Source organism: Micromonospora sp. NPDC049559, from assembly GCF_040676675.1.
Lineage (GTDB): Bacteria > Actinomycetota > Actinomycetes > Mycobacteriales > Micromonosporaceae > JBFAPK01.
The window spans coordinates 80,344-104,643 of record NZ_JBFAPK010000029.1 but is presented as its reverse complement, the minus strand read 5'-3'; the positions used below and the strand labels follow the sequence as shown (position 1 = coordinate 104,643).

Annotated in this window: 24 protein-coding genes, 1 tRNA gene and 1 pseudogene; 7 read left to right on the top strand and 19 right to left on the bottom strand. The window is 73.6% G+C overall.

The window, feature by feature from the left end:
• Positions 1-2: 2 nt before the first annotated feature.
• A pseudogene (locus AB0J86_RS27030) lies at positions 3-370 on the bottom strand (GntR family transcriptional regulator); the annotation flags it as partial.
• A gap of 122 nt (positions 371-492) precedes the next feature.
• On the opposite strand from AB0J86_RS27030, the gene AB0J86_RS27025 reads away from it, so the two are divergent.
• The gene (locus AB0J86_RS27025) at positions 493-873 is read left to right on the top strand and encodes a hypothetical protein (RefSeq protein WP_363860416.1); all 381 of its coding nucleotides are present in this window, start codon (positions 493-495) and stop codon (positions 871-873) included.
• Between the two features lie 238 nt (positions 874-1,111).
• A complete protein-coding gene (locus AB0J86_RS27020) occupies positions 1,112-1,795 on the top strand; it encodes a hypothetical protein (RefSeq protein WP_363860415.1) in 684 nt (227 codons plus the stop codon).
• A 228-nt stretch (positions 1,796-2,023) separates the two neighbouring features.
• On the opposite strand, the gene AB0J86_RS27015 is transcribed toward AB0J86_RS27020, so the two are convergent.
• Positions 2,024-2,107: transfer RNA gene (locus AB0J86_RS27015), tRNA-Tyr, on the bottom strand.
• A gap of 147 nt (positions 2,108-2,254) precedes the next feature.
• Between AB0J86_RS27015 and AB0J86_RS27010 the strand changes: the two genes are divergently transcribed.
• Positions 2,255-2,749 carry a YajQ family cyclic di-GMP-binding protein gene (locus tag AB0J86_RS27010; RefSeq protein ID WP_363860414.1) on the top strand — a complete coding sequence of 165 codons (495 nt, stop codon included), beginning with the start codon at positions 2,255-2,257 and terminating at the stop codon, positions 2,747-2,749.
• Positions 2,750-2,897: 148 nt separating this feature from the next.
• On the opposite strand, the gene htpX is transcribed toward AB0J86_RS27010, so the two are convergent.
• The 7 genes from htpX to AB0J86_RS26975 all read right to left on the bottom strand — a co-directional run bounded on the left by htpX (position 2,898) and on the right by AB0J86_RS26975 (position 10,567).
• Positions 2,898-3,770 (bottom strand): zinc metalloprotease HtpX, encoded by an 873-nt coding sequence (gene htpX, locus AB0J86_RS27005; RefSeq protein WP_363860437.1) that lies wholly within the window; start codon positions 3,768-3,770, stop codon positions 2,898-2,900.
• 136 nt (positions 3,771-3,906) lie between these two features.
• On the bottom strand, positions 3,907-5,382 hold the full coding sequence (locus AB0J86_RS27000) for an NADH-quinone oxidoreductase subunit N (RefSeq protein ID WP_363860413.1): 1,476 nt from the start codon (positions 5,380-5,382) through the stop codon (positions 3,907-3,909).
• Complete coding sequence (locus AB0J86_RS26995; RefSeq protein WP_363860412.1) at positions 5,379-7,007, bottom strand: NADH-quinone oxidoreductase subunit M; 1,629 nt, start codon at positions 7,005-7,007, stop codon at positions 5,379-5,381. Before AB0J86_RS26995 ends, AB0J86_RS27000 begins: the two co-directional genes overlap by 4 nt.
• On the bottom strand, positions 7,004-8,965 hold the full coding sequence (locus AB0J86_RS26990) for an NADH-quinone oxidoreductase subunit L (RefSeq protein ID WP_363860411.1): 1,962 nt from the start codon (positions 8,963-8,965) through the stop codon (positions 7,004-7,006). Before AB0J86_RS26990 ends, AB0J86_RS26995 begins: the two co-directional genes overlap by 4 nt.
• On the bottom strand, positions 8,962-9,423 hold the full coding sequence (gene nuoK, locus AB0J86_RS26985) for an NADH-quinone oxidoreductase subunit NuoK (protein ID WP_363860410.1): 462 nt from the start codon (positions 9,421-9,423) through the stop codon (positions 8,962-8,964). Before nuoK ends, AB0J86_RS26990 begins: the two co-directional genes overlap by 4 nt.
• Entirely contained in the window at positions 9,420-9,998 is a 579-nt protein-coding gene (locus AB0J86_RS26980) for an NADH-quinone oxidoreductase subunit J (RefSeq protein WP_363860409.1), read from the bottom strand. The genes nuoK and AB0J86_RS26980 overlap by 4 nt, the downstream gene beginning before the upstream one ends.
• Entirely contained in the window at positions 9,995-10,567 is a 573-nt protein-coding gene (locus AB0J86_RS26975) for an NADH-quinone oxidoreductase subunit I (RefSeq protein WP_363860408.1), read from the bottom strand. The genes AB0J86_RS26980 and AB0J86_RS26975 overlap by 4 nt, the downstream gene beginning before the upstream one ends.
• Before the next feature lie 112 nt (positions 10,568-10,679).
• On the opposite strand from AB0J86_RS26975, the gene AB0J86_RS26970 reads away from it, so the two are divergent.
• The gene (locus tag AB0J86_RS26970; protein WP_363860407.1) at positions 10,680-11,249 is read left to right on the top strand and encodes a Uma2 family endonuclease; all 570 of its coding nucleotides are present in this window, start codon (positions 10,680-10,682) and stop codon (positions 11,247-11,249) included.
• On the opposite strand, the gene AB0J86_RS26965 is transcribed toward AB0J86_RS26970, so the two are convergent.
• From AB0J86_RS26965 to AB0J86_RS26950, 4 genes are all read right to left on the bottom strand, one after another.
• Positions 11,209-11,637 carry an ester cyclase gene (locus tag AB0J86_RS26965; protein ID WP_363860406.1) on the bottom strand — a complete coding sequence of 143 codons (429 nt, stop codon included), beginning with the start codon at positions 11,635-11,637 and terminating at the stop codon, positions 11,209-11,211. The two genes, AB0J86_RS26970 and AB0J86_RS26965, sit on opposite strands and share 41 nt — an antisense overlap.
• A 79-nt stretch (positions 11,638-11,716) precedes the next feature.
• Positions 11,717-12,679 carry a complex I subunit 1 family protein gene (locus AB0J86_RS26960; protein WP_363860405.1) on the bottom strand — a complete coding sequence of 321 codons (963 nt, stop codon included), beginning with the start codon at positions 12,677-12,679 and terminating at the stop codon, positions 11,717-11,719.
• A complete protein-coding gene (locus AB0J86_RS26955) occupies positions 12,679-13,479 on the bottom strand; it encodes an NADH-quinone oxidoreductase subunit C (protein WP_363860404.1) in 801 nt (266 codons plus the stop codon). Before AB0J86_RS26955 ends, AB0J86_RS26960 begins: the two co-directional genes overlap by 1 nt.
• A gap of 141 nt (positions 13,480-13,620) precedes the next feature.
• The gene (locus tag AB0J86_RS26950) at positions 13,621-15,270 is read right to left on the bottom strand and encodes a hypothetical protein (RefSeq protein ID WP_363860403.1); all 1,650 of its coding nucleotides are present in this window, start codon (positions 15,268-15,270) and stop codon (positions 13,621-13,623) included.
• Between the two features lie 235 nt (positions 15,271-15,505).
• Here AB0J86_RS26950 and AB0J86_RS26945 point away from each other — a divergent pair, with 235 nt between their 5' ends.
• Entirely contained in the window at positions 15,506-16,552 is a 1,047-nt protein-coding gene (locus tag AB0J86_RS26945; protein WP_363860402.1) for a glucose 1-dehydrogenase, read from the top strand.
• Between the two features lie 7 nt (positions 16,553-16,559).
• On the opposite strand, the gene AB0J86_RS26940 is transcribed toward AB0J86_RS26945, so the two are convergent.
• From AB0J86_RS26940 to AB0J86_RS26930, 3 genes are all read right to left on the bottom strand, one after another.
• On the bottom strand, positions 16,560-17,807 hold the full coding sequence (locus tag AB0J86_RS26940; protein WP_363860436.1) for a DUF2252 domain-containing protein: 1,248 nt from the start codon (positions 17,805-17,807) through the stop codon (positions 16,560-16,562).
• A gap of 185 nt (positions 17,808-17,992) precedes the next feature.
• The gene (locus tag AB0J86_RS26935; protein WP_363860401.1) at positions 17,993-18,604 is read right to left on the bottom strand and encodes an NADH-quinone oxidoreductase subunit B family protein; all 612 of its coding nucleotides are present in this window, start codon (positions 18,602-18,604) and stop codon (positions 17,993-17,995) included.
• Between the two features lie 80 nt (positions 18,605-18,684).
• Positions 18,685-19,179: a VOC family protein gene (locus AB0J86_RS26930; protein WP_363860400.1), complete on the bottom strand. Its 495-nt coding sequence runs from the start codon at positions 19,177-19,179 to the stop codon at positions 18,685-18,687.
• A 58-nt stretch (positions 19,180-19,237) separates the two neighbouring features.
• Between AB0J86_RS26930 and AB0J86_RS26925 the strand changes: the two genes are divergently transcribed.
• The gene (locus tag AB0J86_RS26925) at positions 19,238-19,699 is read left to right on the top strand and encodes a MarR family winged helix-turn-helix transcriptional regulator (protein WP_363860399.1); all 462 of its coding nucleotides are present in this window, start codon (positions 19,238-19,240) and stop codon (positions 19,697-19,699) included.
• A 36-nt stretch (positions 19,700-19,735) separates the two neighbouring features.
• On the opposite strand, the gene AB0J86_RS26920 is transcribed toward AB0J86_RS26925, so the two are convergent.
• The 3 genes from AB0J86_RS26920 to AB0J86_RS26910 all read right to left on the bottom strand — a co-directional run bounded on the left by AB0J86_RS26920 (position 19,736) and on the right by AB0J86_RS26910 (position 23,086).
• Entirely contained in the window at positions 19,736-21,196 is a 1,461-nt protein-coding gene (locus AB0J86_RS26920; RefSeq protein WP_363860398.1) for an aminotransferase class V-fold PLP-dependent enzyme, read from the bottom strand.
• 129 nt (positions 21,197-21,325) lie between these two features.
• The gene (locus tag AB0J86_RS26915; protein WP_363860397.1) at positions 21,326-22,699 is read right to left on the bottom strand and encodes an MFS transporter; all 1,374 of its coding nucleotides are present in this window, start codon (positions 22,697-22,699) and stop codon (positions 21,326-21,328) included.
• Positions 22,700-22,774: 75 nt separating this feature from the next.
• On the bottom strand, positions 22,775-23,086 hold the full coding sequence (locus AB0J86_RS26910; protein WP_363860396.1) for an MGMT family protein: 312 nt from the start codon (positions 23,084-23,086) through the stop codon (positions 22,775-22,777).
• Positions 23,087-23,147: 61 nt separating this feature from the next.
• Between AB0J86_RS26910 and proB the strand changes: the two genes are divergently transcribed.
• Positions 23,148-24,257 (top strand): glutamate 5-kinase, encoded by a 1,110-nt coding sequence (proB, locus tag AB0J86_RS26905; protein ID WP_363860395.1) that lies wholly within the window; start codon positions 23,148-23,150, stop codon positions 24,255-24,257.
• Positions 24,258-24,300: the final 43 nt, after the last annotated feature.

The window sequence follows — 24,300 nt, the reverse complement described above, 5'->3', positions numbered from 1 at the left end:
CCCGTCTCAGCAACGAGCCGGCCGAGGTCGCCGAACGCGGTCATGTTGTCGATGATCCCGTCCGCCGCTCGCCGCGTGGTCCGTTCGGCCCGCTGCCGCACCGCCCGATCGTCCGCCTACGTCTCCCGCGACCCGGTAGCGGTATCGGCACGGCCATGTCCGAGTTCAGTGCGCGACGGCGAACGGTCTCCGGCGCCAGCCTGCCGACCCGCACGTTGTCGGCTCTCTCGGTCAACGCGTCCCGCAGCGTCGCGCCCGAGACCCCGGCGAAGTCGATGGTCACGAGTAGCCGTTCAAACGCCGGTTCGACGTGCGGGCGCGGCTCGACCGGCCGCTGTGTCTGCGCTCAGACGAAGGTGCCACTCCCCTGGCCACGCCCGTCAGAGTCGACCCGCCGGACCGACGCCCGGGAAACAGCGCCCCTGAGGGAGAGGCGTAGCCGGACGGGAAAGACGCTCTGATAGCTTCGCGGCACAGCCGAGCGAGGTGCGTGTGACGGAACAGCAGGAAGCTTCAGATTCGGCCGCCCATAACGCGAGGTTCTGGGCGATACCGGATCGCCGGCCAGTCCTCGGTGGTCTTGGCTTCAGCCTGCTCGGTCACGTGCTTGCCATCGTCGTTGTGGGTATCGCGGTCCGGGGAGCCGCCGCTGGCGACAGCAGTGCGGACCTCGACTCGGGCGGCCGAACCGCCGCCCTCTACCCGGCCCTGTGCACCTCCGTCGCCGCACAGATGATCCTGCTGACCGGCGTCGTCATCTTGTCCTCGTACGGCACTCAGCGGTTCAGAACCTGGCTACTCGTGGGGTGGGGCGGCGGGATAGGGCTGATCATCAGCGCGGTCGTCGGCTGGGCATTCCTCAACGCGCCGTAGTTTCCGATCTGGGCCGCGGATCAGCTCGACCTGCCCGGCCATGGCCCGACCTGGCACGCACAGCACACGAGATGCCTGCGGACCGGTGGCAGCGCCAGGTTGTTGCAGCGTCCCGGTCGGCCTGGTGCACGCACTGTGGCTGGGGACGCGTGGGGCCACTGGCGTGCCCTGCCCCACCAGGGGTTCGGATCCCCTCCGATCCGCACTCGACCCCGCCCGCCGTCGGCTCGGGTTAGATGTGGCCGTGACCGCTCATGATGTTGCTCAAGTCCTGCCGGACATCGCGACGCTCCGCGACCGGTGCCGCGCGTTGGCGATGCTGGACGCCATCATGAGCCCGGAGTGGGCGTTCCGCTATTACTCCTTCGACTCGCGCTGGGCACCGGGTGAGGAGATGGCGTCGATGCGGAACGGCTCGGGTGACGGCTATTCGATCGTGTTCTCGCCGGCCGGTGTGTTCGTCCGGGGGTTCGCCCACGAGTCGCCCATGAGCCCCGCCCGGAACGGCCTCCTGTGGCCGGGCCTGGTCGACAGCGTGCCGGAGGTGTTCTCCGCGCAGGTGCACGAGCCGGCGTTCACCTTCAAGGGTGTGTTGGAGGCGACGGTGTGCCTGTGGCGCCAGCCCGGCGACGACCGGTGGCAGGTCGGCGACATCGACCTCCCTGGCCACGGCGACTCCGACGGTGCTGACCGGCTGTTCAAGGTACTGATCGACTCCACGCCGATGGGATACCAACACTTCGCCGACGACTACTACGAGACGAGCGTGGACGTAGAGGCCGTTGGCGAAGTCCTCGCCCTACGCCCACTCACCGACGACCTCGTACATCGGTTGAACCCTCGGGCGACGACGAACGACCTCGCCGAAGACCTTGCCGAGATCGGGTATCCGTCGCCGCCGCGCACCCGCTCGGACGCCTGAGCGTGGCGAGCCGTGCACGGTGGCGAGAGCACGACCGCGCCGTTCCGGACACCCCAGAGACCGTCTCGGATCTGACCACCCCAGCCACGCCGCGGGGCAGCCCTAATGATCTTCACCCCGGTGCGTCCCGGACGGCCAGCAACAGCGAGATCCACTGAGACGGCGCGGGGCCCGACGACAACGGCCTCCGGTCAGCCTTTCGGCTGCTCGGAGGCCGTGTGTGCACCCTGGTGGCGGGTAGAGGATTCGAACCTCTGTAGCTTTCGCGACGGATTTACAGTCCGCTCCCATTGGCCGCTCGGGCAACCCGCCTGGGTGTGTTGCCGCGCGGTACGCGGCAGCGGAAGCAAGGATAGCGGGTGCACCCGGAGGTGTCATAACCGGGTACGGTCGGCAGAACGTGCCGCTGCTCAGCGGCGCGAGACAGTTACATATCGGTCAGACAGCAGGAGCATGATCATGGCAGCCAACCCGTCGTTCGACATCGTCAGCAAGGTCGACCGGCAGGAGATCGACAACGCCCTCCGGCAGACGGAGAAGGAGCTCTCCACGCGCTTCGACTTCCGTGGCACCGGCGCGGAGATCTCCTGGTCCGGGGAGGAGGCCGTCAGCCTCCAGGCCGAGACGGAGGAGCGGGTGAAAGCCGCGCTGGAGGTCTTCAAGGAGAAGCTGGTCAAGCGGAACATCTCGCTGAAGTCCCTGGACGCCGGCGAGGCCCGCCCCTCCGGCAAGACCCACAAGATCGACGCCAAGATCGTTCAGGGCATCGACTCGGACAAGGCTAAGGCGATCAGCAAGAAGATCCGGGACGAGGGGCCGAAGGGCGTACAGGCGCAGATCCAGGGCGACCAGCTCCGCGTCACCGGCAAGAAGAAGGACGATCTCCAGGCCGTCATCGCCCTGCTCAAGGGCGAGGACTTCGGCATCGCACTGCAGTTCACGAACTACCGGTAAGTAGTACCCGCCGCCGGCGAGCGGGGCCGCGGGCGGGCGGGAGATCGACCGACCCGGGTCGCGGCCGTACCCGGAAAAGCGACCGGTCCGCGGCCCGAACGGGCCACGGACCGGTGTGTGACTGAGGCCAGGCCCCGGGTCACCCGCCCTACCGCTGCGGGACGGGGCCGCTGGCCATCTCCTCCAGCCGGCGGACCCGCTGCTCCATCGGCGGGTGGGTGGAGAAGAGGGCGGAGATCCCGCCGCCCCGGAACGGGTTGTCGATCATCAGGTGGGCACTGCTGGTCAGCTGCCCGTCGGCCGGCAACGGCAGTCGCTGCGTACCGGTGTGGATCTTCCGGAGGGCGCTGGCCAGCGCCAGCGGGTCGCGGGTCAGGGTGGCGCCGGAGGCGTCCGCCTGGTACTCGCGGTTGCGGCTGATCGCCAGCTGGATGATGGTCGCGGCCAGCGGGCCGAGGATCAGCATCAGCAGCAGTACCGCCGGGTTCGGCGAGTCCTCGTCGTCCCCGCCGCCGAGCGGGATGAACCAGGCCAGGTTCGCCAGCATCGTGATGATGCCCGCGAGCCCGGCGGCGACGCTGGAGATCAGGATGTCGCGGTTGTAGACGTGGGACAGCTCGTGGCCGATGACGCCGCGCAGCTCGCGGTAGTCCAGGATCTGGGTGATCCCCTGGGTCACGCAGACCGCCGCGTTCGCCGGGTTGCGACCCGTCGCGAAGGCGTTGGGCTGCAACGTCGGGCTCACGTAGAGCCGGGGCATCGGCTGCCGCGCCTCGGCGGCCAGCTCCCGCACCATCTGGTAGAGCGCGGGGAATTCGGCCTCGCTGACCGGTTGCGCCCGCATCGAGCGCAGCGCCAGCTTGTCCGACCAGAAGTAGGTGGCGGCGTTCATCGCCAGCGAGATGAGTACGGCGATCACCAGACCACCACTGCCGCCGAACCCGTACCCGACGGCAAGGATCAACGCGGTGAGCAGGCCGAGCAGCGCGGCCGTCTTGAGACCGTTGTGATGGTGCACGATCACTCCTTCGATGTACGGACCTGGTGGGCCCGCCGTCTCGTGCAACAGTGCGATACCCGTTCCATAGTCCGGCTATGGCTGAGAGTTGCCTGTGAAAGCCGACGAACGGCGGAGCGGGGCCCGTACGGGAGTGCCGCTACCGCGCGGCGACGTCGAGGACGAGTTGCGGGGCGAACCCGACGACCAGCGCCACGACGGACACCGCGCCCAACGCGGCCACCGCCGGCCAGGCCGGCCGGATCCCGGCGGCCGGCTCCGTCGGCGACGGGGCGTAGAGCAGCGCGGCGACGCGTACGTAGTAGGCGAGCCCGACCACCGCGTTGAGTGCGACCACCACGGCGAGCCAGGTCGACGCCCCCTCCAGCAGCGCACGCACCACGGTGACCTTGGCGAACAGCCCGGCCAGCCCGGGCGGAAGTCCGGCCAGCCCGACGAGCGCCAGCACCAGGGCCGCGCCGGTGAAGCGGTGCCGCCGCCCGAGGCCGCGGTACCGGTCGATGGCGCCGCCGTCCGCGCCGGCCGGGCGGAGCACCACCACCGCGCCGAACGCGGCCAGCTCCAGCACCACGTAGAAGACGGTGTACGCCACCGTGGCCGCGAGCGCCGCCGCCACCGCCTCCGGGGTACGCCCGCCGGCCACCGCGAGCGCACCCAGCGGCGCGATCACGTACCCCGCCTGGGCCACGGACGACCAGGCCAGCAGGCGCACCATCCGCTCCTGGCGCAGCGCCACCAGGTTGCCGACCGTCATGGTCAGCACGGCCAGCAGCGCCAACACCGGGCCGGTGACCTCGGCCGGCAGCGCCGCCGAGACGACGGCGAGCAGCGCGACCACCCCGCCGAGCTTCGAGGCGGTGGAGAGATAGGCGGCGACCGGCAGCGGCGCGCCGTCGTAGGTCGCCGGCGCCCAGGCGTGGAACGGTACGGCCGCCACCTTGAACGCGAGCCCGAGCAGCACCAGCGCCACCGCCGCGGTGGCGAGGGGCGTGTGCGCGAGGGCGGACTCGCCGGCGAGGGCCGTACCGAGGGCGTCGAGGTGGACCGCGCCGGTGACCGCGTAGAGCAGCGCGGCCCCGAGCAGCGTGAGACTGGTGGCGACCACGCTGACCACGAAGAAGGTCACGGCGGCCTCGGCGCCGGACCGGCTGCGCCGCCGGAGGCCGACCAGGACGTACAGGGGCAGGGTCAGCGTCTCCAGCGCGACGACCAGGGTGATCAGGTCGTTGGCCGCGCCGAGGACCACGCCGCCGGTCATCGAGCAGGCGAGCAGGAAGCAGTACTCGCCCGGGGGGACGTCGCCCGTGCGCAGCAGCGGCGCGGAGAGCGCCAGCACGCCGAGGGTGAGCAGGCCGAAGAGCGCGGCGACCAGCGCGGCGCGCCCGGTCCAGTGGTACGAGCAGCCGGCGGCGGCGCAGAACGTGCCGCGTGGTCCGCCCCGGCCGACCAGTACCGCCCCCACGACGGTGGCGACCGCTCCGGCGGCGGCGACCGCGAGGGTCACGCCGCGCCGGGCCACCACCAGGTCGGCCAGGAGCACCAGCACCGCCGTACCGGCCGCCAGGTACGCCGGCAGCAGCGCGACGTTGTCGACCGCTTGTACCCCGCCGTTCATGGAAGTGCCTCCAGGAGCGATCGCACGGGCTCGCCGGCGATGCCGAGCACCAGCGCCGGGACCAGCCCGATGGCGAGCGCCAGCAGCACGAGCGGGCTCCACGCCGCCAGTTCGGCGCCGGCCAGTTCGGGCGTCAACCGGGCGACCCGGGGCGCGGGGCGGCCGTGGGTGACCCGCCGGAGCAGGCGCAGCAGGTACGCCGCCGTGAGCGCCCCGCCGGTCGCCGCCAGCACGCCGAGGACAGTCCAGAACGCGCCGCCCCGCTCCAGGGCGGCGACCACGGCGAACGCCTCTCCCCAGAAGCCGGCGAGCCCGGGCAGCCCCAGCGACGCGACGGCGGCGAACCCGAGCAGCCCGGCCAGGCGGGGCGCGGTCTCGCGCAGGCCGCCCAGCTCGGCGAGGGCGCCGGTGTGCGTACGGTCCTTGACGGCGCCGGCCAGGAAGAAGAGCAGGCCGGTGATGACGCCGTGGGCGATGTTGCCGATCAGCGCGGCCTGGATGCCGGTGGCGGTGAGCGTGGCGATGCCGAGCAGCACGAAGCCCATGTGCCCGACGCTGGAGTACGCGATCAGGCGTTTCAGCTCGTCCTGGGCCAGGCAGACCAGGGAACCGACGACGATCGCGGCGACCGCGAGGACGCCGAGGACGGGCGCGGCCCACCGGGCGCCCTCCGGCGCCACCCCGACGGCGACCCGGATCAGCCCGTACGTGCCCATCTTGAGCAGCACCCCGGCGAGGATGACGCTGCCGACGGTGGGCGCCTGGGTGTGCGCGTCCGGCAACCAGCTGTGCAGCGGCCAGAGTGGACTCTTCACCGCGAAGGCGAGCGCGAGCAGCGTGAACGCGGTCAGCTGCGTACCGCGGCCGAGGCCGGCGCCGCCGGTGAGCGCCACGATGTCGGCGGTGCCCGCGGCGGTGACCACCGTGAGGACGCCGACCAGCAGCAGCACCGAGCCGAAGAGCGTGTAGAGGGCGAACTTGCGGGCCGCGGCCTGCTGCGGCGTCGACCGTCGCGCGTCGGCGGGCGCCGGTCCGGGCGTACGCCCCGGCTCGGGGTCGGCCTCCGCCGGCTCGGCGGTACCGCCCCAGCCGGCGATCACGGCGTACATCGGCAGCAGGACGATCTCGAAGAAGACGAAGAAGAGGACCAGGTCGAGGGCGAGGAAGGTGCCGAGGATGCCGACCTCGACGACCAGCAGCAGCGCGACGAGGGTACGGCCGCGGCCCGCGCCGGACGCCGCGAACCCCTCCCGGGGCGTCCCGGGTACGTGCCAGAGCGTGTAGCCGCAGCAGAGCAGGGTCAGCAGCGCGGTGAGCACCACCAGCGGGTACGAGAGCCCGTCGACGCCGAGGTGGAACCGCAGGTCGAGGCCGGGCACCCAGGCCAGGTCCAGCTCGTGCCAGGGCCGTACCGGACCCGACGGGGCGGAGCCGGGCACCGGGGAGCCCGACGGGGCGTGCCGGTCGGCGTAGAGCAGCAGGCTGGCCAGGAACGTCACGGCCGCGAAGATCGTGCCGACGACCCGGGCGCCCCGGTCGGCCGCCGCGGGCAGCAGCGCGACCACGGCCGCGCCGACGGCGGGAAGCGCCGGGGTGGCCGCCAGCAGCACCTGCCCGACGCTCATCCGACACCTCCGAGGAGCACGGCCGCGAGGCCGATCAGCAGTGCCCCGGCCAGCACGGCGGCGGCGGCCCGGGGCAGCGCGGCCCGGTGCAGGACACCCAGCCGCGCGCCCAGCGCGGCGGCGCCCCGCCCGGCGCCGACCACCGCGCCGTCGATCACCGCCTCGTCGCCGCGCCGCAGCACCCGGGCGAGCGCGGCGAGCGGGCGTACCACCAGGGCGCGCTGGACCTCGTCGAGCCAGAAGGCGCGGGCGAACGCCGGCCGCAGCGGACCCAGCGCGGCGGCCGGGTCGGCGCCGGGGAGGCGGCGCCAGCGCCAGCCGGCCAGTCCCGCCCCGAGCAGCGCCAGCGCGACCGGCAGGAACAGCTCCGGACCGAGGTGCACCAGCTCCACCGGGAGCAGGGGGACCGGCGTTCCGGGCGGCGGCGCCGGGACCAGCCAGCGCACCAACGGGTCGGCGAAGCCCAGCAGCCCGAGCAGCGCGCTCGGCACCGCGAGCAGCAGCACGGGCCAGCGCATCAGGGCCGGCGGATCGTGCGGGCGGGCGGCCGGGGCGCGGGACGCCCCGAAGAACGTGAGCAGCAACAGCCGGGTGGCGTACCACGCGGTCACCGCGACCCCGAGCAGGCCGCCGAGCCAGACGAGCCAGGCCACCCAGGCCGGGGCGGGACCGCCGCCGTGCCGGGCCGCCTCGGCCGCCACCGCGAGAATCCCGTCCTTGCTCCAGAAACCGGCCAGCGGGGGTACGCCGGCCAGCGCGCCGAGCCCGACCAGGGTGGACCAGAAGGTGACCGGCATCGTCCGGCGCAGCCCACCCATGCCCGACATGAGCGTGGTACCGACGGCGTGGATGACGCAGCCCGCCGCGAGGAAGAGCAGTGCCTTGAAGGCGGCGTGGCTGAGCAGGTGGAAGAGCGCCGCGGTGGGCGATCCGACGGCGAGGGCCCCGGCCATGTAGCCGATCTGCGAGACGGTCGACCAGGCCAGTATCCGCTTGAGGTCGTCCTGCGCGGTCGCGGCGAACGCCCCGAGCAGCAGGGTGACCACCGCCATCACGCCGAGCACGGCGAGCGCCCCGGGGGCCCGGACGAAGAGCGGGAAGAGCCGGGTGACCGCGTAGACGCCGGCCGCCACCATGGTGGCCGCGTGGATCAGGGCGGAGACCGGTGTCGGGCCGGCCATCGCGTCCGGCAGCCAGGTGTGCAGCGGAAACTGGGCGCTCTTGCCGGCCACCCCGGCGAGCAGCAGCAGGCACGCCACGGTGAGCGTGGTGGGGTGGTAGTCGTGCCGCAGCACGTCGGCGACGCGGAAGCTGCCGGCGCCGATCCCGAGCACCGCGATGCCGAGCAGGAAGCCGACGTCGCCGACCCGGGTGACCAGGAACGCCTTCATCGCGGCGGCGGGGGCCTCGGGCAGCCGGCGGTCGTGGGCGATCAGGAGGTACGAGCAGATGCCCATCACCTCCCAGCCGACCAGCAGCATGACCAGGTCTCCGGCCACCACGACCAGCAGCATCGCCGCGGTGAAGAGGCTGACCTGGGCCGCGTACGGGGCGTAGCGGTGGTCCACGTCGGCGTCGTCGGCCGGGCCGCGCCGCAGGTACGCGACGGAGTAGACCTGCACGGCCAACGCCACCGCGCTGACCGCCACCGCCACCAGGGCGGCCGAGGGGTCGAGCCGGAAACCGAAGGTGACCGCGAGCCGTCCGACCTCGACCCAGCGGGTGGAGGTCTCCGCCGACCCGCCGTCGAGCGCGACCAGCAGCGCGATCGAGACGGCCAGCGCCACGCCGGCACCGGTGATGCCGAGCGCGGCGGCGGTCGCGCGCACGCCGGGCTGGGCGGCCGCGCCGCCGACGGTGGAGCGGCTGCGGGGCGCCGGCGGCAGGAGCAGGCCGGCCAGCGCCGCCGCGAACGGTACGGCCGGCAGCAGCGGCCCGAGCACGCCCGGGGCCGTCACGGCCGCTCACCCCGCGCCGTCGCCGGGGCACCTTCGCCGGCCGTGGCCCCGTCCCGGAGCGCCGTCCCGTCCCGCGGTGCTGCCTCGTCCCGGAGTGTCGCCTCGTCGGTCGGCTCGGTGCCGTCGCGGGGCCCGTCCAGCGGTACCTCGTCGATCGCGACGCTGGCGCGCATCCGGTAGAGCTGGAGCACGATCGCCAGACCGACGCCGACCTCGGCGGCGGCGAGCACGATGACGAAGAGCGCGAAGACCTGCCCGCCGTGCGGCAGGGCGGGAACGCCGCTCGCCGCCAACTCGGCGGGCAGCGGGAGCGAGGCGGTGACCAGGATCAGGTTGACCGCGTTGAGCATCAGCTCGACCGACATCAGCACCAGCACGGCGTTGCGCCGGCGCAGCACGCCGAAGACGCCCAGCCCGAACAGGAGCGCGGCGGCGACGTACGGGATGACCGGCCTCACGGGCGCCGCCCGGTCTCGCGCGGCCCGGCCTCGCGCCGCCCGACCTCGCGCTCGCCGGTCTCGCGCGGCGCGACCTCGCGCCGGCCGATCTCGCGCCGGGAGAGCACGACCGCGCCGACCAGCGCGGCGAGCAGCAGCACGGAGAGCACCTCGAACGGCAGCACCCAGGTACGGAAGATCTCCCCGCCGAGGCGGTCGGCGGTGCCCGGCGCGGGCGGCTCGACCCGGACCCAGCGGAACGCGTCCACCAGCAGCGCGGCGAGCCCGAGGCCGGAGCCGCCGCCGATCAGCGCGGCCGGCCAGAGCGGGCGGTCGAGGTCGTCGGAGGCGCCGATCGGCGCCCGGGTCAGCATGACCGCGAAGAGCAGCAGCACCACGACCGCGCCCACGTAGATCAGCACCTGTACCCAGGCCACCAGCTCGGCGGTGAGCACCAGGTAGAGGCCGGCGACCGCGCCGAGGCAGACGACCAGGTGCAGGCCGGCGCGGACCACGTGCCGGGTGGTCACCACCAGCGCCCCGGCACCGACCGCGACCGCGGCGAGCGCGAGCAGCAGCACGTCGGCGCCGGTCACCTCGGCTCCTCGTCGGGGCGTACCGGGCGGGTGCCGGGCCGGGCCGCGGGGGTGGTGGTACCACCGGCACCGGTGCGGCGGGCCGCCGTGCTCTCCTCCTTCGCCGGCTCCCCGTTCGGGTCGTGCGCGGGCGGCGGCGGCACGGTGGCCATCCACTGTCCCAGGTGGTCCTTGTCGTGCAGCAGGTCGCGGATGTCGTACTCGGAGTACTCGAACTCGGGCGACCAGTAGAGCGCGTCGAAGGGGCAGACCTCGACGCAGATGCCGCAGTACATGCAGAGCGAGAAGTCGATGTCGAAGCGGTCCAGCACGTTGCGCTGCCGGGCCCGCGCGGCGCCGGGTACCGACACCTCCTCCTTGTGGGAGTCGATGTAGATGCACCAGTCGGGGCACTCGCGGGCGCAGAGCATGCAGACCGTGCAGTTCTCCTCCAACAGGGCGATCACCCCACGGGAGCGCGGCGGCAGCTCGGGGGCTACGTCCGGGTACTGCTGGGTGTGCGAGCGGCTGGTCATCGTCTTGAAGGTGACCGCGAGCCCCTTCGCGAGTCCTTCTCCGGGCACACCCATGCCGCTTATCCTGCCGTGTCGCGGCCCCGGGCGCGACCACCCGGCCCGGCCGACCCGGTACGGTAGCGGTGGGTGACCGACTGGACCCGATCCGCGAGAACGGAGCGTCACCATGACCGCGGCTGTGAGCGACTACCCGCCGCCCGGCGGGTGGACCACCGACGACCTCGACGCCATGCCCGACGACGGCCACCGCCGCGAGCTTCTCGACGGAGTCCTGATCATGACGCCCTCCCCCACCGCGGCCCACCAGACCATCGCCGGACGGCTGATGGTCGCGCTCGAAGCGGACTGCCCGGAGCAGTACGACGTCACCCAGGCCGTCGAGGTACGGATCAACCGCCGCCGGTCGTTCATCCCCGACGTGCTGGTCACCACCGCCACCGCGGCGGCGCGGCGCACCTGTCGGTACGAGCCGCACGAGGTGGTGCTCGCCATCGAGATCGTCTCGCCGAGTTCGCAGAGCCTGGACCGGATCGCCAAGCCGGCGCTCTACGCGCAGGCGGGCATCCCGCACTACTGGCGGGTCGAGACCGAGGGCGAGCTGGTCGTGCACACGTACCGGATCGATCCGATCGCCGAGGTCTACCAGGAGACCGGCCGGTGGACGAAGTTCGTGGACGTCGGCGAGCCCTGGCCGGTCAACCTGTCGCTCGACCGGCTGACGCCCCGGCACCTGTAGCGGTCGCCGGCTCCTGGAGCAGGTGGAGCAGTTCGTTCACGCTCCACACATCGATGATCTTGCCGTCGGGGTCGAACCGCAGGAACGACGCCCCGGAGTAGCTGACCACCTCCCCGCTCGGCGGTACCGGTCCGAGCTGGCCGAGCTGGGTGCCGGCCGCGCGCCAGTGCAGTTCGGCCCGGTCGCCGGAGACCACCAGGTCCACGATCCGGTAGCGCAGGTCGGGGAAGGCGCTCCGGCGGACGCGGTGCCACGCCAGCGTCGCCTCGGGTCCCGTACCGTCCAGCCCGGGGCAGTCGGCGGCGACCAGCTCGAAGGCCGTCTCCTCGTGCCGCGCGTTCCACACGTCGGTCACGAAGCGCCGTACCGCACCGTCGATGTCCGTCACGGTCGGCCAGCGTAGCGCCGCCCCGCCGAGGGCGACCGCCCGGTCCGCCGCCGACCGGCCGGTCCTCGTGGAACGCGGGCTAGAGCAGCACCCGGACGACCGCGGTGAGGACCAGCTGCCCCAGCGCCACCGGTACCAGCACCAGCCAGCAGAGCCGCTGCAACTGGTCCTCGCGCAGCCGCGGGTAGGAGACCCGGACCCAGATGATCACGAACGAGACGGCGAAGACCTTGACCAGCGTCCAGAGCCAGCCGAGATACTCGTCGCCGAACGGCCCCTGCCAGCCGCCGAGGAAGAGCACCGTGGTCAGCGCGGCGATGACGACGATCCCGACGTACTCGGCGAGCAGGAAGAAGGCGAACCGCAGCCCGGTGTACTCGGTCATGTAGCCGAAGACCAGCTCCGAGTCGGCGATCGGCATGTCGAACGGCGGACGGCGGATCTCCGCGAGCCCGGCGACGAAGAAGACCAGCAGCGCGGGGGCCTGCCACAGCAGCCACCACGGCTGCCAGGCGGCGACGATGCCGGGCAGGCTCAGGGTTCCCGCCGCCATGGCCACGCTCGCCGACGCGAGCACCAGCGGCAGCTCGTACCCGAGCAGCTGCGCGGCGCCGCGCAACCCGCCGAGCAGGCTGTACTTGTTCGCCGACGCCCAGGCCGACATCAGTACCGCGACCACCCCGACGCCGACCACGGCCAGCACGAAGAAGAGGCCGATGTCCAGCGGCTGCCCGACCAGGTCGCCCGGGCCGAGCGGGATGACCAGCAGGGCCAACAGGTACGGCACGAGCGCGACCACCGGCGCGAGCCGGAACACCGCCCGGTCCGCCTCCCGGGGCGTGATGTCCTCCTTCTGCACGAACTTGACCCCGTCGGCGATGAGCTGGGCCCAGCCGTGGAAGCCGCCGGCGTACATCGGACCGAGCCGGCCCTGCATGTGTGCCATCACCTTGTGCTCCGCCTGACCGACGATCAGCGGCAGGGTGAGGAACGCCACCACCACGCCCACCACCCGGACGAGCAGTTCCAGCCAGAGCGGCATCAGGCACTCCCCTCACCGTCGTCGCCGCGGGCGGCACCGCCGGCGCCCGGCGGGCCGGCCGGCGGCTCGGCGGGCGAAACCGGGGGCTCGGCCGGCTGGGCCGGAGGCCGCGTGGCCGGCTCGGCCGCGGGTTCCGCCCGCGCCGTCGCGCCCGGCCCGGGCCGGGCGCCGGGCCGCCGCGCGGCCGGTCGCTCGCGGCGCGCCGGGGCGGGCCGGGCCTGGTCCGCCGGTCCCCACTCGCCCGGAGCGGGTACGCCCGGCGGGCGCATCGGCTGCCGCCGGGCCGTTCCCGCCTCGGACTCGCCCGGCTCCTTGGCGCCGGGCCAGGGCTTCGCCACCCGCGAGGCGAGGATGAACTCCTTGCGCAGCGGATGCCCCTCGAACTCCGGCGGTAGCAGCAACGGCCGCAGGCCGGGATGCCCGGTGAAGTCGATGCCGAACATCTCGTGCGTTTCCCGCTCGTGCCAGTCCGCGCCGGGAAAGATGTCGACCACGGACGGCACGCGGGCGGCCTCCCGGGGCAGCCGGGTCCGTACCAGCACGCCATGCCGGTGCCGGGTCGACCAGAGGTGCGCGAGCACGTCGAAGCCGCCGGCCAGCTCGTCCACGGCCGAGAGCCAGTCGAAGAAGTCGCAGGCCAGCTCGCCGTCGTCCCGGGCCGCCAGCAAGGCGTCCCGCCAGCTCGCGGGCGGTACGTCGACGGTGGCCCGGGCGTACGCCTGGCCGCCGGAGACCCCGACGGCGACCTCCGCGTCCGCGAGCAGCTCGCCCAGCCGCCTGCCGACCTCGTCCGGTGTCATGCCCGCGATCCTATGGCCACCGCACGTGGTCGCGCCCGACGCGCGCGGCCCGAAACGGACGACGGGACGCGCACGCACCGGACGACGGAACGCGCACGGACGGGGACGACAGGATGCGGACGGGCCGGACGACGGGCCCGGTCAGCCGGGGCAGCGTCGACCGTGGAAGGAGGCGTCGACGCCGTCCATGGGATGCCAGACCGGGTTGACCGCCAGCGCCAGCGCCGGCGCCTGCCACGCCCCGAACGCGCCCTGCACCGTCAGGTCGCCCACGGACAGCCTCGGCCGCCGGTCCCCGTCGCTGATCGGGTCGCGCCCGCGGATGAAGTCGACCACCCGCTCCGACACCCGCCGCTGGTACAGCAGCGTGCCGTGCAGCCCGGCGACCTCCAGAATCGGGATCTGGGCGTACATCGCCGGCGGGACCACGAGATAGTCGGAGCTGGCCAGAAACGCGATCATCCGTACGCCGGGAACCGGGCAGAGCGTCTCGTTGCGGTAGAACGGCGCGCCGTCGATGAGTGACCGGAGGAACGGCTCGTCGGCGCTGTCCGGCACGACTTCGAGGTCCCGCTCGGCGGCGAGCATCCCCCGCAGCAGCCAGCCGGTCCCGATCCCCCACCCCGTCTTCGCTCCGGGGGGCGGGTAGTAGGCCCGGCCGGCCCGGACGAGCGGGTTGATCAGCACGGCCGTGTCGACCGCGGGATGCCGGCGGTCCAGGTACCTACGGATGACCAGGGCACCCTCGCTCTGACCCACCAGCGCCACCGGACGGCCGGTGCGGGCGTGCAGCTCCGCGACCTGTACGGCCAGCAGGTTCGTGGCCGACTCGACGGACTGGTGCGTGTCGGCGGACGAGTACGGCCGGGGCGCCCCGTGTTCGTCGAGGCCCCGGTACGAGAAGCGGGTCACCGTGGGCCGCGCCGGGGTGGGCCGCCCGTTGTAGTTCGAGTCGTAGCCGTCCAGGTAGATCACTGTGTGCCCGGTCTCGCCCCGTTCGGGCAGCACGTCAAGGGGCTGCCGGTCGGGGGTGCCCGGCCCCGGGTTGCCGGCGCCGGTGTCGGCCACCAACGTGGCGGCCACGAGCAGCGCCACGAGCAGGGGCGCCACCGGTACGCGCCGCCACCGCAGCCGCCCGGGGTGCAGCACGGCGCGGACCAGCCCCCACCAGAGCAGCCCGTTGCCCGCCCCGGCGACGGTCGCCAACATCACCTGCCACCCGTCCGGAAGCAGCCGGACCAGCGCGCCCCCCAGCATCGGGGTCAGGAACGCGACGAGCGCCCAGCCGATGAGCCGGGCGGACGGCAGACCCCGCCACCAGTCGGCCACGATCCCGCCGCGCAGCAGCACCGGGGTCAGCAGCAGCAACGGTATGAGCTCCAGCAGCACGAACGAGGGCAGCGACACCTCGGACGCGACCACCGCGAGCCCGGCCCACGGGGCCAGCACCACCAGCAGGAAGGCCGCGAAGACCAGGTTCCGCCCGATCAGCCGGCGCAACCCGGGGCGCGGTACCTCCGGCGGCCAGGCGAGGGCGAGCAGCGCCGACGCGAGCAGCCCGCGGAAGACGATCGCGGCGAGCGCCTCCCCGACCAGGGCGGCCCAGGAGTCGTGGTAGACCAGCAGCCAGCGAAGGTCGTGGAACGACCCGTACGGCGACACGGCGCTGGCCTGGGGTGAGATCGGCAGCGCCGACCGGAACTCGATGACGCGCAGCACCGCGCCCTCGATCGCCGCCGGCACCGCGGCCACCAGCATCAGTCGTATCAGGCGTACCCGCGCCGCGGACACCGCTCCTCCTCGCCGGCGGCACCGCGGCCCCCGCGCCCGCCCGCCGCCGCGCGGGCCCTCCGCCGGACCGCGTGCCGCGCGTACCCTCTGACCGCCGGAACATTCGCGGCGCCGCGCACAATCGCGCCGCTCCTCCCCCGGTACGACGGCGGCGTCCGACGCCGCGCCGGGGACCGGGAGCGGATGGTCCGGTCCCGCCGGTGTAAGCGCCGTGCGGGCGGGAAAGATGGTCGGCGTGCGCGCGATCACCGTCAGGCCGGAAGTGCCCGAATCGCTGGAACTGATCGAGGACTTTCCCGAGCCGTCCCCGAACGAGGGCGCGGTGCTGGTGGAGGCCGTGGCGGTCGGGATCTGCGGTACCGATCACGAGATCATCTCGGGCAGCTACGGCGAGGCGGAACCGGGCGCCGAGCGACTCGTACTGGGACACGAGTCCCTCGGCCGGGTGCTTGAGGACCCGACCGGCACGCTGCGCCCGGGCGACCTCGTCGCCGGGATCGTCCGCCACCCGGACCCGGTACCGTGCCCGAACTGCGCGGTCGACGAGTGGGACATGTGCCTCAACGGCCGCTACACGGAACACGGGATCAAGGGGCTGCCCGGCTTCGCCCGCGACCGGTGGCGGATCCAGCCGAAGTTCGCCGTCGGCCTGCATCCGTCCCTGGAGTCGGTGGGCATGCTGCTCGAACCGACCAGCGTGGTCGCGAAGGCGTGGGACCACATCGAGCGGATCGGCGCCCGGGCCGAGTGGAAACCGCAGACGGTACTGGTCACCGGGGCCGGGCCGATCGGCCTGCTCGCCGCGCTGCTCGCCTCCCAGCGCGGCCTGACCGTGCACGTGCTGGACCGGGCCACGGAGGGCCCCAAGCCCACCCTCGTCGCCGCGCTGGGCGCGACCTACCACACCGGCCCGGTGCACGAGCTGGACTTCGCGCCGGACGTGGTGCTCGAATGCACCGGCGCGCCGACGGTGGTGCTCGACGCGATGTGCCAGGCGGGCCCGAACGGCATCGTCTGCCTGACCGGTGTCTCCAGCGGCGGCCGGACCATCGACTTCGACGCCGGGGCCCTGAACCGGCAGCTCGTGCTGGAGAACAACGTGGTCTTCGGCTCCGTGAACGCCAACCGCCGGCACTGGCAGCTCGCCGCCGAGGCGCTGGCCACGGCGAACCCCGACTGGCTCCAGTCGATCATCACCCGCCGGCTGCCGGTGGAGTCGTACGCCGACGCGTACACGCCGGGCAGCGACGACATCAAGGTGGTCCTCGACTTCACCCGGTGACGCCGGGTCAGATGCCGGGCAGCCGACCGTTGCGGAAGAGGTCCACGAAGATCTCGTGGTCCCGCCGGGCCCGCAGTCCGTAGTCGTGTGCGAAGTCGACCAGGTGTGCCGCGAACCCCGCCTCGTCCCGGCCGATCTGCGCCACGATCGCCTCCTCGGTGGAGAAGTCCACCAGGTCGTGGCTCGACTCGTCGTCGGCGACCGAGTGCATCCGGGCCACCGCCCGGCCGAGGTCGCCGATCACGCCGGCCAGCTCCGCCACCTCGTTGACGTCCGACCAGTCGAGGTCGGCCGCGTACGGGGAGACCTCGGCGACGAGCTGGCCCGTGCCGTCCAGTTCGGTGTAGCCCAGCCACGGGTCGGCGTGCGCCTGCAGGGCCCGCTGGGATTCCGCCGTGCGGTGTCCCTGGTGCTGGAAGTAGCCCCGGACCCGCCCATCGGCGATGTGCCGCGCCACGGCGGGGACCTGGGCCTGCTTCATGTAGATCACGACGTCGTTCTCCAGCGCCTGGGTGTGCCCCTCCAGCAGCAGGTTGTACGACGGCAGGCCGGCCGACCCGATCCCCACGCCCTTGCGCAGCACCACGTCCTTGACGTGCGCGGCGACCGGTCGCTGCGCGGCGGACGCGACGGGCAGGGTCGCCAGGTACCGCTCGAACGCCGCGACGACCCGCGCCCGGGTCGGCTCGTCGACCTCGAACACCCCCTCTCCCAGGGAGAAGCGACGCTCGTAGTTGTCGATCGTCGTCTGCGTGGCGAGCAGCTCCACCCGGGTGTTGAGCCGGGCCCGCTGCAACACCGTGCGCAGCACCCCGTCGGCGTTGGCCAGCGTGATCGAGCCGATCGCGTCGTCGCCCCCGGCCGCGAGCGCCCGCAGCTCGGTCAGGTAGGCGGCGGCGAAACGGGTCACCAAATCGGTGATGACCTGGTCGGAGAGGGCCTTGACGTACCCGATCAGCGCCACGCTGGCCGCGAAGCGCTTGAGGTCCCAGGAGAACGGCCCGACGTACGCCTCGTCGAAGTCGTTGACGTTGAAGACGAGCTGGCCGGAGGCGTTCATGTAGGTGCCGAAGTTCTCGGCGTGCAGGTCACCGTGGATCCACACGCGGCTGGTCCGCTCGTCGAGGTAGCGGTCGTCGGCGAAGTCGCCGATCAGGTCGGCGTAGAAGAGCGCCGCGCTGCCCCGGTAGAAGGCGAACGGGGAGGCGGCCATCTTGCGGAACTTGCGGCGGAACGCCGCGGGGTCCAGGGCCATCAGCGCGCCGAACTCGTCGATCAGTACGTCGACGATGCGCGCGGCCCGTTGTTCGGTCTCCACCAGCGGCAGGTTAGCCACCCCGCGCCACAAGAGAGATCATCTTCGCTCGACGGCGACCGGCCCGTTGGCCGGCCGGACCCCTCGGCCGTCCGCGGGGACACCCCCGCTCGGGTACGTTGGGATCAGTCGCCCGGGGGCGGTACCGGCTTCTCCGGGGGGCGGACCAGCGGCGCGGTCAGCGCCTCGGCGGTCGGCGTGGCCGGCAGGGTCGGTGCCTCCGCGGCCGGCGCCCCGGCGGCCGGCGCGGCGAGCGGGTCCGGCCGGTGCACGCCCCCGATGCCGGACCGCTCGGCGGCGATCTTCTCCTGTAGCCGCAGGATGCCGTGTAGCAGCGCCTCCGGGCGGGGCGGACAACCGGGTACGTAGACGTCGACGGGGATGATCTGGTCCACGCCCTTGGTCACCGAGTAGGAGTCCCAGTACGGTCCGCCGCAGTTGGAGCAGGCGCCGAAGGAGATGACGTACTTCGGCTCCGGCATCTGGTCGTAGAGGCGCTTGATCGCCGGCGCCATCTTGTCGGTGACCGTGCCGGAGACCACCATCAGGTCGGCCTGCCGGGGGCCGTGCGCGAACGGGATCACGCCGAGCCGGATGAAGTCGTGCCGGCCCATGCTGGTGGCGATGAACTCGATCGCGCAGCAGGCCAACCCGAAGTTGAAGACCCACAGCGAGTAACGACGCCCCCAGTTGAGCACGAACCGGATCGGCTCACCGAGCACTCCGGGCAGCTGCACGACACGCCTCCTTCCGGAACCGCCAGCCCACAGTCAACCACAGCCCGCCGATCCGGCCCGTGGGGCGACGGCGGGCGCCGTCAGTACGACTGGAGTTCGAGCAGGTTCCCCTCCGGATCCGCCGCGTGGGCGGTACGGGCGGTCGGGCCCCAGGCCGGACGGGCCCGCACGGGTACGACGGTCCGGCCACCGTGGTCGAGGACGAGTTCGAGCGCGGCGGAGACGTCCTCCACCTCGATCACCAGCACCGCCCGGCCCGGGACGTCGTCGGACTCCCCGGCACCACCCGCCGTGCCACCCGTACCCGCGTCGCCCGCGCCGCGGCCCGCCGCGTCGCCCGGGCCCGCGGCGCCGGTGCCACCGCCGGCCGGACCGGTGACGCCCAACGCCGCGCCCATCGCGTCGCGGTCGAAGAGGGCGAGCAGCGTGCGACCGTCGAGGTCCCAGCTGGCGTACGGACCGGACTCCTCGCCGCGGGCCAGTTCGGCGCCGAGCAGCGCCGGCAGGATCCCCCGGTAGAACCGGAAGGCGGCGTCGAACCGGCGGACCAGCAGTCGCGGATACAGCGAGCCCATGGCGTCCTCCAAGATAGTTGGGCTACTCCAATGATTGGTGCTGTCCTACCATAGGCGCGTGGACGAGAACTCCGGCTGGCCGCCCCGGCTCCTGGCCATCACGACGTTCCTGCTGTCGAAGACGGGCCGGCTCGCCCGGGCCCGGCTCGGCGACCGCCTCGCCCGGGAACAGCTCCGGCTCTGGCACGTGGCGGTGCTGACCGCGCTCGCCGACTTCGGTCCGGCCATCCAGCGGGACCTCGGTACCCGGCTCGGCATCGACCCGAGCGACCTGGTCGCGGTCCTCGACGACCTGGAGTCGGCCGGACGCGTCACGCGGCGCCGGGATCCCGCCGACCGGCGGCGCTGGCTGATCTCGCTGACCCCGGCCGGCGAGTCGGCGCTCGCGGCGGTGGACCGGGCCGCCGAGGAGACCCACGACGAGGTGCTCGCCCCGCTCAGCGCCGCCGAGCGCGACCTGCTCCACGACCTGCTCCGGCGGGTCCTGCTGCACCACGACACGCGGCCGTCCGCCCCGTGACGTACGAGGTTCCCGACGTCGCTGTTCTCGCGCCGCTCAGTAGGTCGGGCGCTGCACCAGGCTCAGGAACTCGACGAAGAGCCGCTCCCGTACCTCGGGCGAGACGGCGTCGAGCAGGGTGTTCAACACGGCCGTACGGTCCGGCAACGGCCCGCTTCCGAGTCCCAGCTCGGCGGCGAGCCCGGCCACCAGCTCGGGGGTGAGCCGCTCCGGGGCGAGCGAGCCGGCGAGGGCGCGCAGCTGCTCCGGGAGTCGTACCGGTCCGGCGGCGCGGGCCGCGACCGCCGCGGCGGCCAGGTCCGGGCCGAACTCCGCCACCCGGGGCGCCACCGAGGCGGTGACCGTCAGGTGGATGCTCGCCGGCAGCTCGCCGTACCGGAACTGGGGCTGGGTGTGCCAGCCGCGGGCGGTCAGCTCGTCGGCGAGGACGAAGAGGTCCAGCTCCGGGTCGGCGGAGGTGAAGCAGACCACGGTGGACTCCGGCTCGGCCACCGGGCGCAGCCCGTCGACCGAGGCGACGGCGGCGGCCAGGTCGCGGACCGCGTCGAGGGTGGTACGGGCCAGCGCGAGATATCCCGCGTCGCCGAGATGCCGCAGCGTGGCGTACGCGGCGGCGACCGGGCCGCCCGAGCGGGTCGACGAGATCACCGGATTGATCATGGTGTACCCGGGCCAGTCCGCGTAGGCGAAGAACTGCGGCCGGCGCAGCTCGGCGTCCCGGTGCAGCAACACCGAGACGCCCTTCGGGGCGTACGCGTACTTGTGCAGGTCGACCGAGATCGAGGTGACCCCCGGCACGGAGAAGTCGAACGGCGGCACCGGCACGCCGAGCCGGCGCAGCCAGGGCAGCGTCCAGCCGCCGAAGCAGGCGTCCACGTGGCAGCGCACCCCGGCGTCCGCCGCGACCGCCGCGATCTCGGCCACCGGGTCGACCACGCCGTGCGCGTACGACGGTGCCGAGCAGGCCACCAGCACGGTGGAGGGCCCGATCACGGCGGCGACGTCGGCCGGCTCCGGCCGCAGCGTCACCGGCGAGACGGGCACCGGGTCGAGCCCGACGCCGAGGTAGTGCGCCGCCTTGGCGAACGCCGCGTGCGCGGTGACCGGGGCGGTGATCCGGGGCGCGGCGACGTCGGGACGCGCGTCCCGGGCGGCCTTGACCGCGAGGATCAGCGACTCGGTCCCACCGCTGGTGACGCTCCCGACGGCCGCCTCGGCGTCGGTACCCGGTCCGGCGCCGAGCACCCGGGCGGCGGCCCCGACCACGGCGTTCTCCATCGCCAGCAGCGACGGGAAGGCCGTCGGGTCCAGGCCGTTGACGTGCGCCGCGAGGGCGTACGCCGACATGGCCAGCTCGTCCAGGCCGGGCACGCCCGGGTCGTAGACGTACGCGAAGAGCCGGCCGCCGTGGGTCGGCCGGTCCGCGGCGCGCAGCTCGCGGATCTCGGCGAGTACCTGTCCGGCGGGTACGCCCTCGGGCGGCAGCGCCTCGATCATGGCGGTCACCGTAACAGCCGGTACCGGCCCGCGGCTCGACCCGATCACGCGCGGCGGCCAGCCGCCCGGCCGCTACCGCGCGGCGGCCAGCCGCCCCACCGTCCACCGCGGACGCCGACCGCCGGGCCGCTACCGCACCGCGGCGAGGCGCTCGGGCGTCAGGTCGTACCCGCGCAGCGGCAGCACGGCCAGCCCGACCAGCAGCGCGGGCAGCACGGTGAAGCCCAGCAGCACGCCGAGCCGGGCCGAGGCGGGCTGCGCCGCGGCGACGCCGGTGGCCGACGAGACGTAGCCGGAGAGCTGGAGCACCAGGCCGTAGAGGCCCGGCCCGAGGGCCAGCCCGAAGGTCTCGCCCGCCGTCCAGAGCCCGGTGAAGACCCCGGCCTGGCGGCGCCCGGTGACCATCGTGTCGTACGCGATGCAGTCCGGCAGCATCGCCAGCGCGAAGACCTGCTGGCCCGCGTAGCCGGCGCCGACCGCGGCGACCATGGCGTAGACCGCGACCGGCGGCAGCACCGGCGCGGCGACCAGCGCCAGCGTGCCGACGGCGAGGATCGACGAGGCCCAGACCAGCGCCCGGAGCTTGCCGAGCCGGGCGCCGGCCCGGCGCCAGAACGGCATCACCAGCAGCGCCGGTCCGACGAAGCAGGCGAAGAGCAGGGTCGGCCCGCTCCCCGGGCTGCGCAGCACCTGTTCGGCGAAGTAGTCCACGCCCGCGAGCACCGTGGCCACCCCGGCCGACTGCACCACGAAACAGAGCAGTAGCAGCCGGAACGGCCGGTTCCGGGCGGCCACGGCGAGCTGCGCGCGCAGCGTCGGCTCGCTGCGCTCGACCCGCGCGGCCGGCGCGCCCCGGGTGCCCGCGAACGCGCCGAGCGCGCCGACCACGATCAGGGCCGCGACGAAGAGCCCCATCCAGCGGTGCCCGACGACGCCGCCCCCGCCGGCGGTGACCACCACCGGGGCGAGCGCGCCGGAGGCCAGGATGGCCAGCGCCAGCAGCGCGATCCGCCAGGTCATCAGGCGGGTCCGCTCCTGGTAGTCGTCGGTGAGTTCGGCCGGCATCGCCACGTACGGCACCTGGAAGAAGGCGTACGCCGTCGCGGTGGCCAGGAACGCGACGGCGACGTACGCGGCGGCGGCCGGCCCGGCGCGCCACGGCGCCGCGAAGATCGCCACGAAGAGCAGCGCCAGCGCGAGACCGCCGAAGAGCAGGTACGGCCGCCGGGCGCCCCACCGGGAGCGGGTCCGGTCCGAGATCCGACCGGCGACCGGGTTCACCAGCACGTCCCACGCCTTGGGGCCGAGCACCAGCAGCGCGGCGACCCCGGCGGCGACGCCCAGCGTGTCCGTCAGGTACGGCAGCAGCAGCAGACCCGGGACGGTACCGAAGGCGCCGGTGGCGAGCGAGCCGAGCGCGTACCCCGCGTGGACCCGGCGGGGCAGGCCCGGCGACGCCGGCGCGGGGTTCGTGGCGGCGGACGCGGCCGGCGAGACGTTCATGGCGGCGGATGCTAACGACGACACCGCCTCCGGCGGCACCCGCGTACGCCTCGAATCCGCCGCCCGACCCGTCGGTCAGGGTTCGTCGGGGTACCAGGCGGCGGCGCGCAGGTCCACCCCGGCGCCGCGCAGCGGAGTCCCCTCGGCGCGCAGCCGCTGCCGCGCCTCGTCCTCGTGGCCCGGCGGCAACCGGCCGGAGGCGTTGACCACCCGGTGCCAGGGAACACCGCCACCGTGCCGCGCCATGATCGTCCCGACCAGCCGGGCGGACTCCCGGCCCGACCGTTCCGCCAGGTGGTCCGCGATCGCCCCGTACGACATCACCCGCCCGGGTGGGATCCGCTCGACGAGGGCGAGCACGGCCTCGACGTACTCCTCCGGTGTCACAGCTGGCCACGATATGGGAACCGGGGCTGATCATGGGTACGCGACCGCGCAGAATGGGCGGGTGCGCGAAGCAGTCATCTCGGCACGACGGATCGTGATAAAGATCGGCTCGTCGTCGCTGACCACCGCGACGGGCGGTCTCGACGCCGGCCGGGTGGACGCCCTCACCGACGTACTGGGCGGCCTGGCGGCCGGCGGCCGCGAGGTCGTACTCGTCTCCTCCGGCGCGATCGCCACCGGCCTCTCCCCGCTCGGACTGCCGCGCCGACCGCGCGACCTCGCCACCCAGCAGGCCGCCGCCAGCGTCGGGCAGGGGCTGCTGATCGGCCGGTACGCGGCCAGCTTCGCCCGGCACGGGCTGACCGTCGGCCAGGTCCTGCTCACCGTCGACGACGTGACCCGCCGCGTGCACTACCGCAACGCGTACCGCACCCTGCGCAAGCTGCTCGACCTGGGCGCGGTGCCGATCGTCAACGAGAACGACACCGTCGCCACCGACGAGATCCGCTTCGGCGACAACGACCGGCTCGCCGCGCTGGTGGCCGCGCTGGTCGACGCCGACCTGCTGGTGCTCCTCTCCGACGTGGATGCCCTCTACACCGGCGATCCCGCCCGCCCCGGCACCGAACGGGTCACCGAGGTACGCGGCGAGGAGGACCTGGCCTCGGTCGCCATCGGCAAGGCGGGCCGCTCCGGCGTCGGTACCGGTGGCATGGTCACCAAGGTCGAGGCGGCCCGGATCGCCACCGGCTTCGGCATCCCGGTCGTCCTCACCGCCGCGCCGCTGGCCGGTGCCGCCCTCGCGGGCGAGCCCGTCGGTACCTTCTTCCACCGGGTCCGGCAGCGCCCGGCCGCGCGGCTCTTCTGGCTGGCCCACGCCACCTCGCCGCGCGGGCGGCTGCACCTGGATCCGGGCGCGGTGCAGGCCGTGGTGGCCCGCCGCAAGTCCCTGCTGCCGGCCGGGATCACGGCCGTCGACGGCGCCTTCACCGCGGGCGACCCGGTCGACCTGGTCGACAGCGCCGGCGCCCCGGTGGCCCGCGGGCTGGTCAACTACGACGCGGTGGAGCTGCCGGGCCTGCTCGGCCGCTCGACCGGCGAGCTGGCCGCGGCGCTCGGCCCGGCGTACGAACGCGAGGTCGTCCACCGCGACGACCTGGTCCTACTGTGAGTTAAGGGCCGTTTCCCGCACCGGGAGGCTCTGCCAGACACCC

Coding starts and splice junctions, on each gene's coding strand:
- AB0J86_RS26930 (WP_363860400.1), bottom strand. CDS start 19,179: ATGGGCTCGCTGTATCCGCGACTGCTGGTCCGCCGGTTCGACGCCGCC.
- AB0J86_RS26955 (WP_363860404.1), bottom strand. CDS start 13,479: ATGACACCGGACGAGGTCGGCAGGCGGCTGGGCGAGCTGCTCGCGGAC.
- AB0J86_RS27000 (WP_363860413.1), bottom strand. CDS start 5,382: ATGAACGGCGGGGTACAAGCGGTCGACAACGTCGCGCTGCTGCCGGCG.
- AB0J86_RS26960 (WP_363860405.1), bottom strand. CDS start 12,679: ATGCCGCTCTGGCTGGAACTGCTCGTCCGGGTGGTGGGCGTGGTGGTG.
- AB0J86_RS27010 (WP_363860414.1), top strand. CDS start 2,255: ATGGCAGCCAACCCGTCGTTCGACATCGTCAGCAAGGTCGACCGGCAG.
- AB0J86_RS26940 (WP_363860436.1), bottom strand. CDS start 17,807: ATGGCCCTGGACCCCGCGGCGTTCCGCCGCAAGTTCCGCAAGATGGCC.
- AB0J86_RS26995 (WP_363860412.1), bottom strand. CDS start 7,007: ATGAGCGTCGGGCAGGTGCTGCTGGCGGCCACCCCGGCGCTTCCCGCC.
- AB0J86_RS26920 (WP_363860398.1), bottom strand. CDS start 21,196: ATGATCGAGGCGCTGCCGCCCGAGGGCGTACCCGCCGGACAGGTACTC.
- AB0J86_RS26915 (WP_363860397.1), bottom strand. CDS start 22,699: ATGAACGTCTCGCCGGCCGCGTCCGCCGCCACGAACCCCGCGCCGGCG.
- AB0J86_RS26970 (WP_363860407.1), top strand. CDS start 10,680: ATGACCGCGGCTGTGAGCGACTACCCGCCGCCCGGCGGGTGGACCACC.
- AB0J86_RS26975 (WP_363860408.1), bottom strand. CDS start 10,567: ATGGGTGTGCCCGGAGAAGGACTCGCGAAGGGGCTCGCGGTCACCTTC.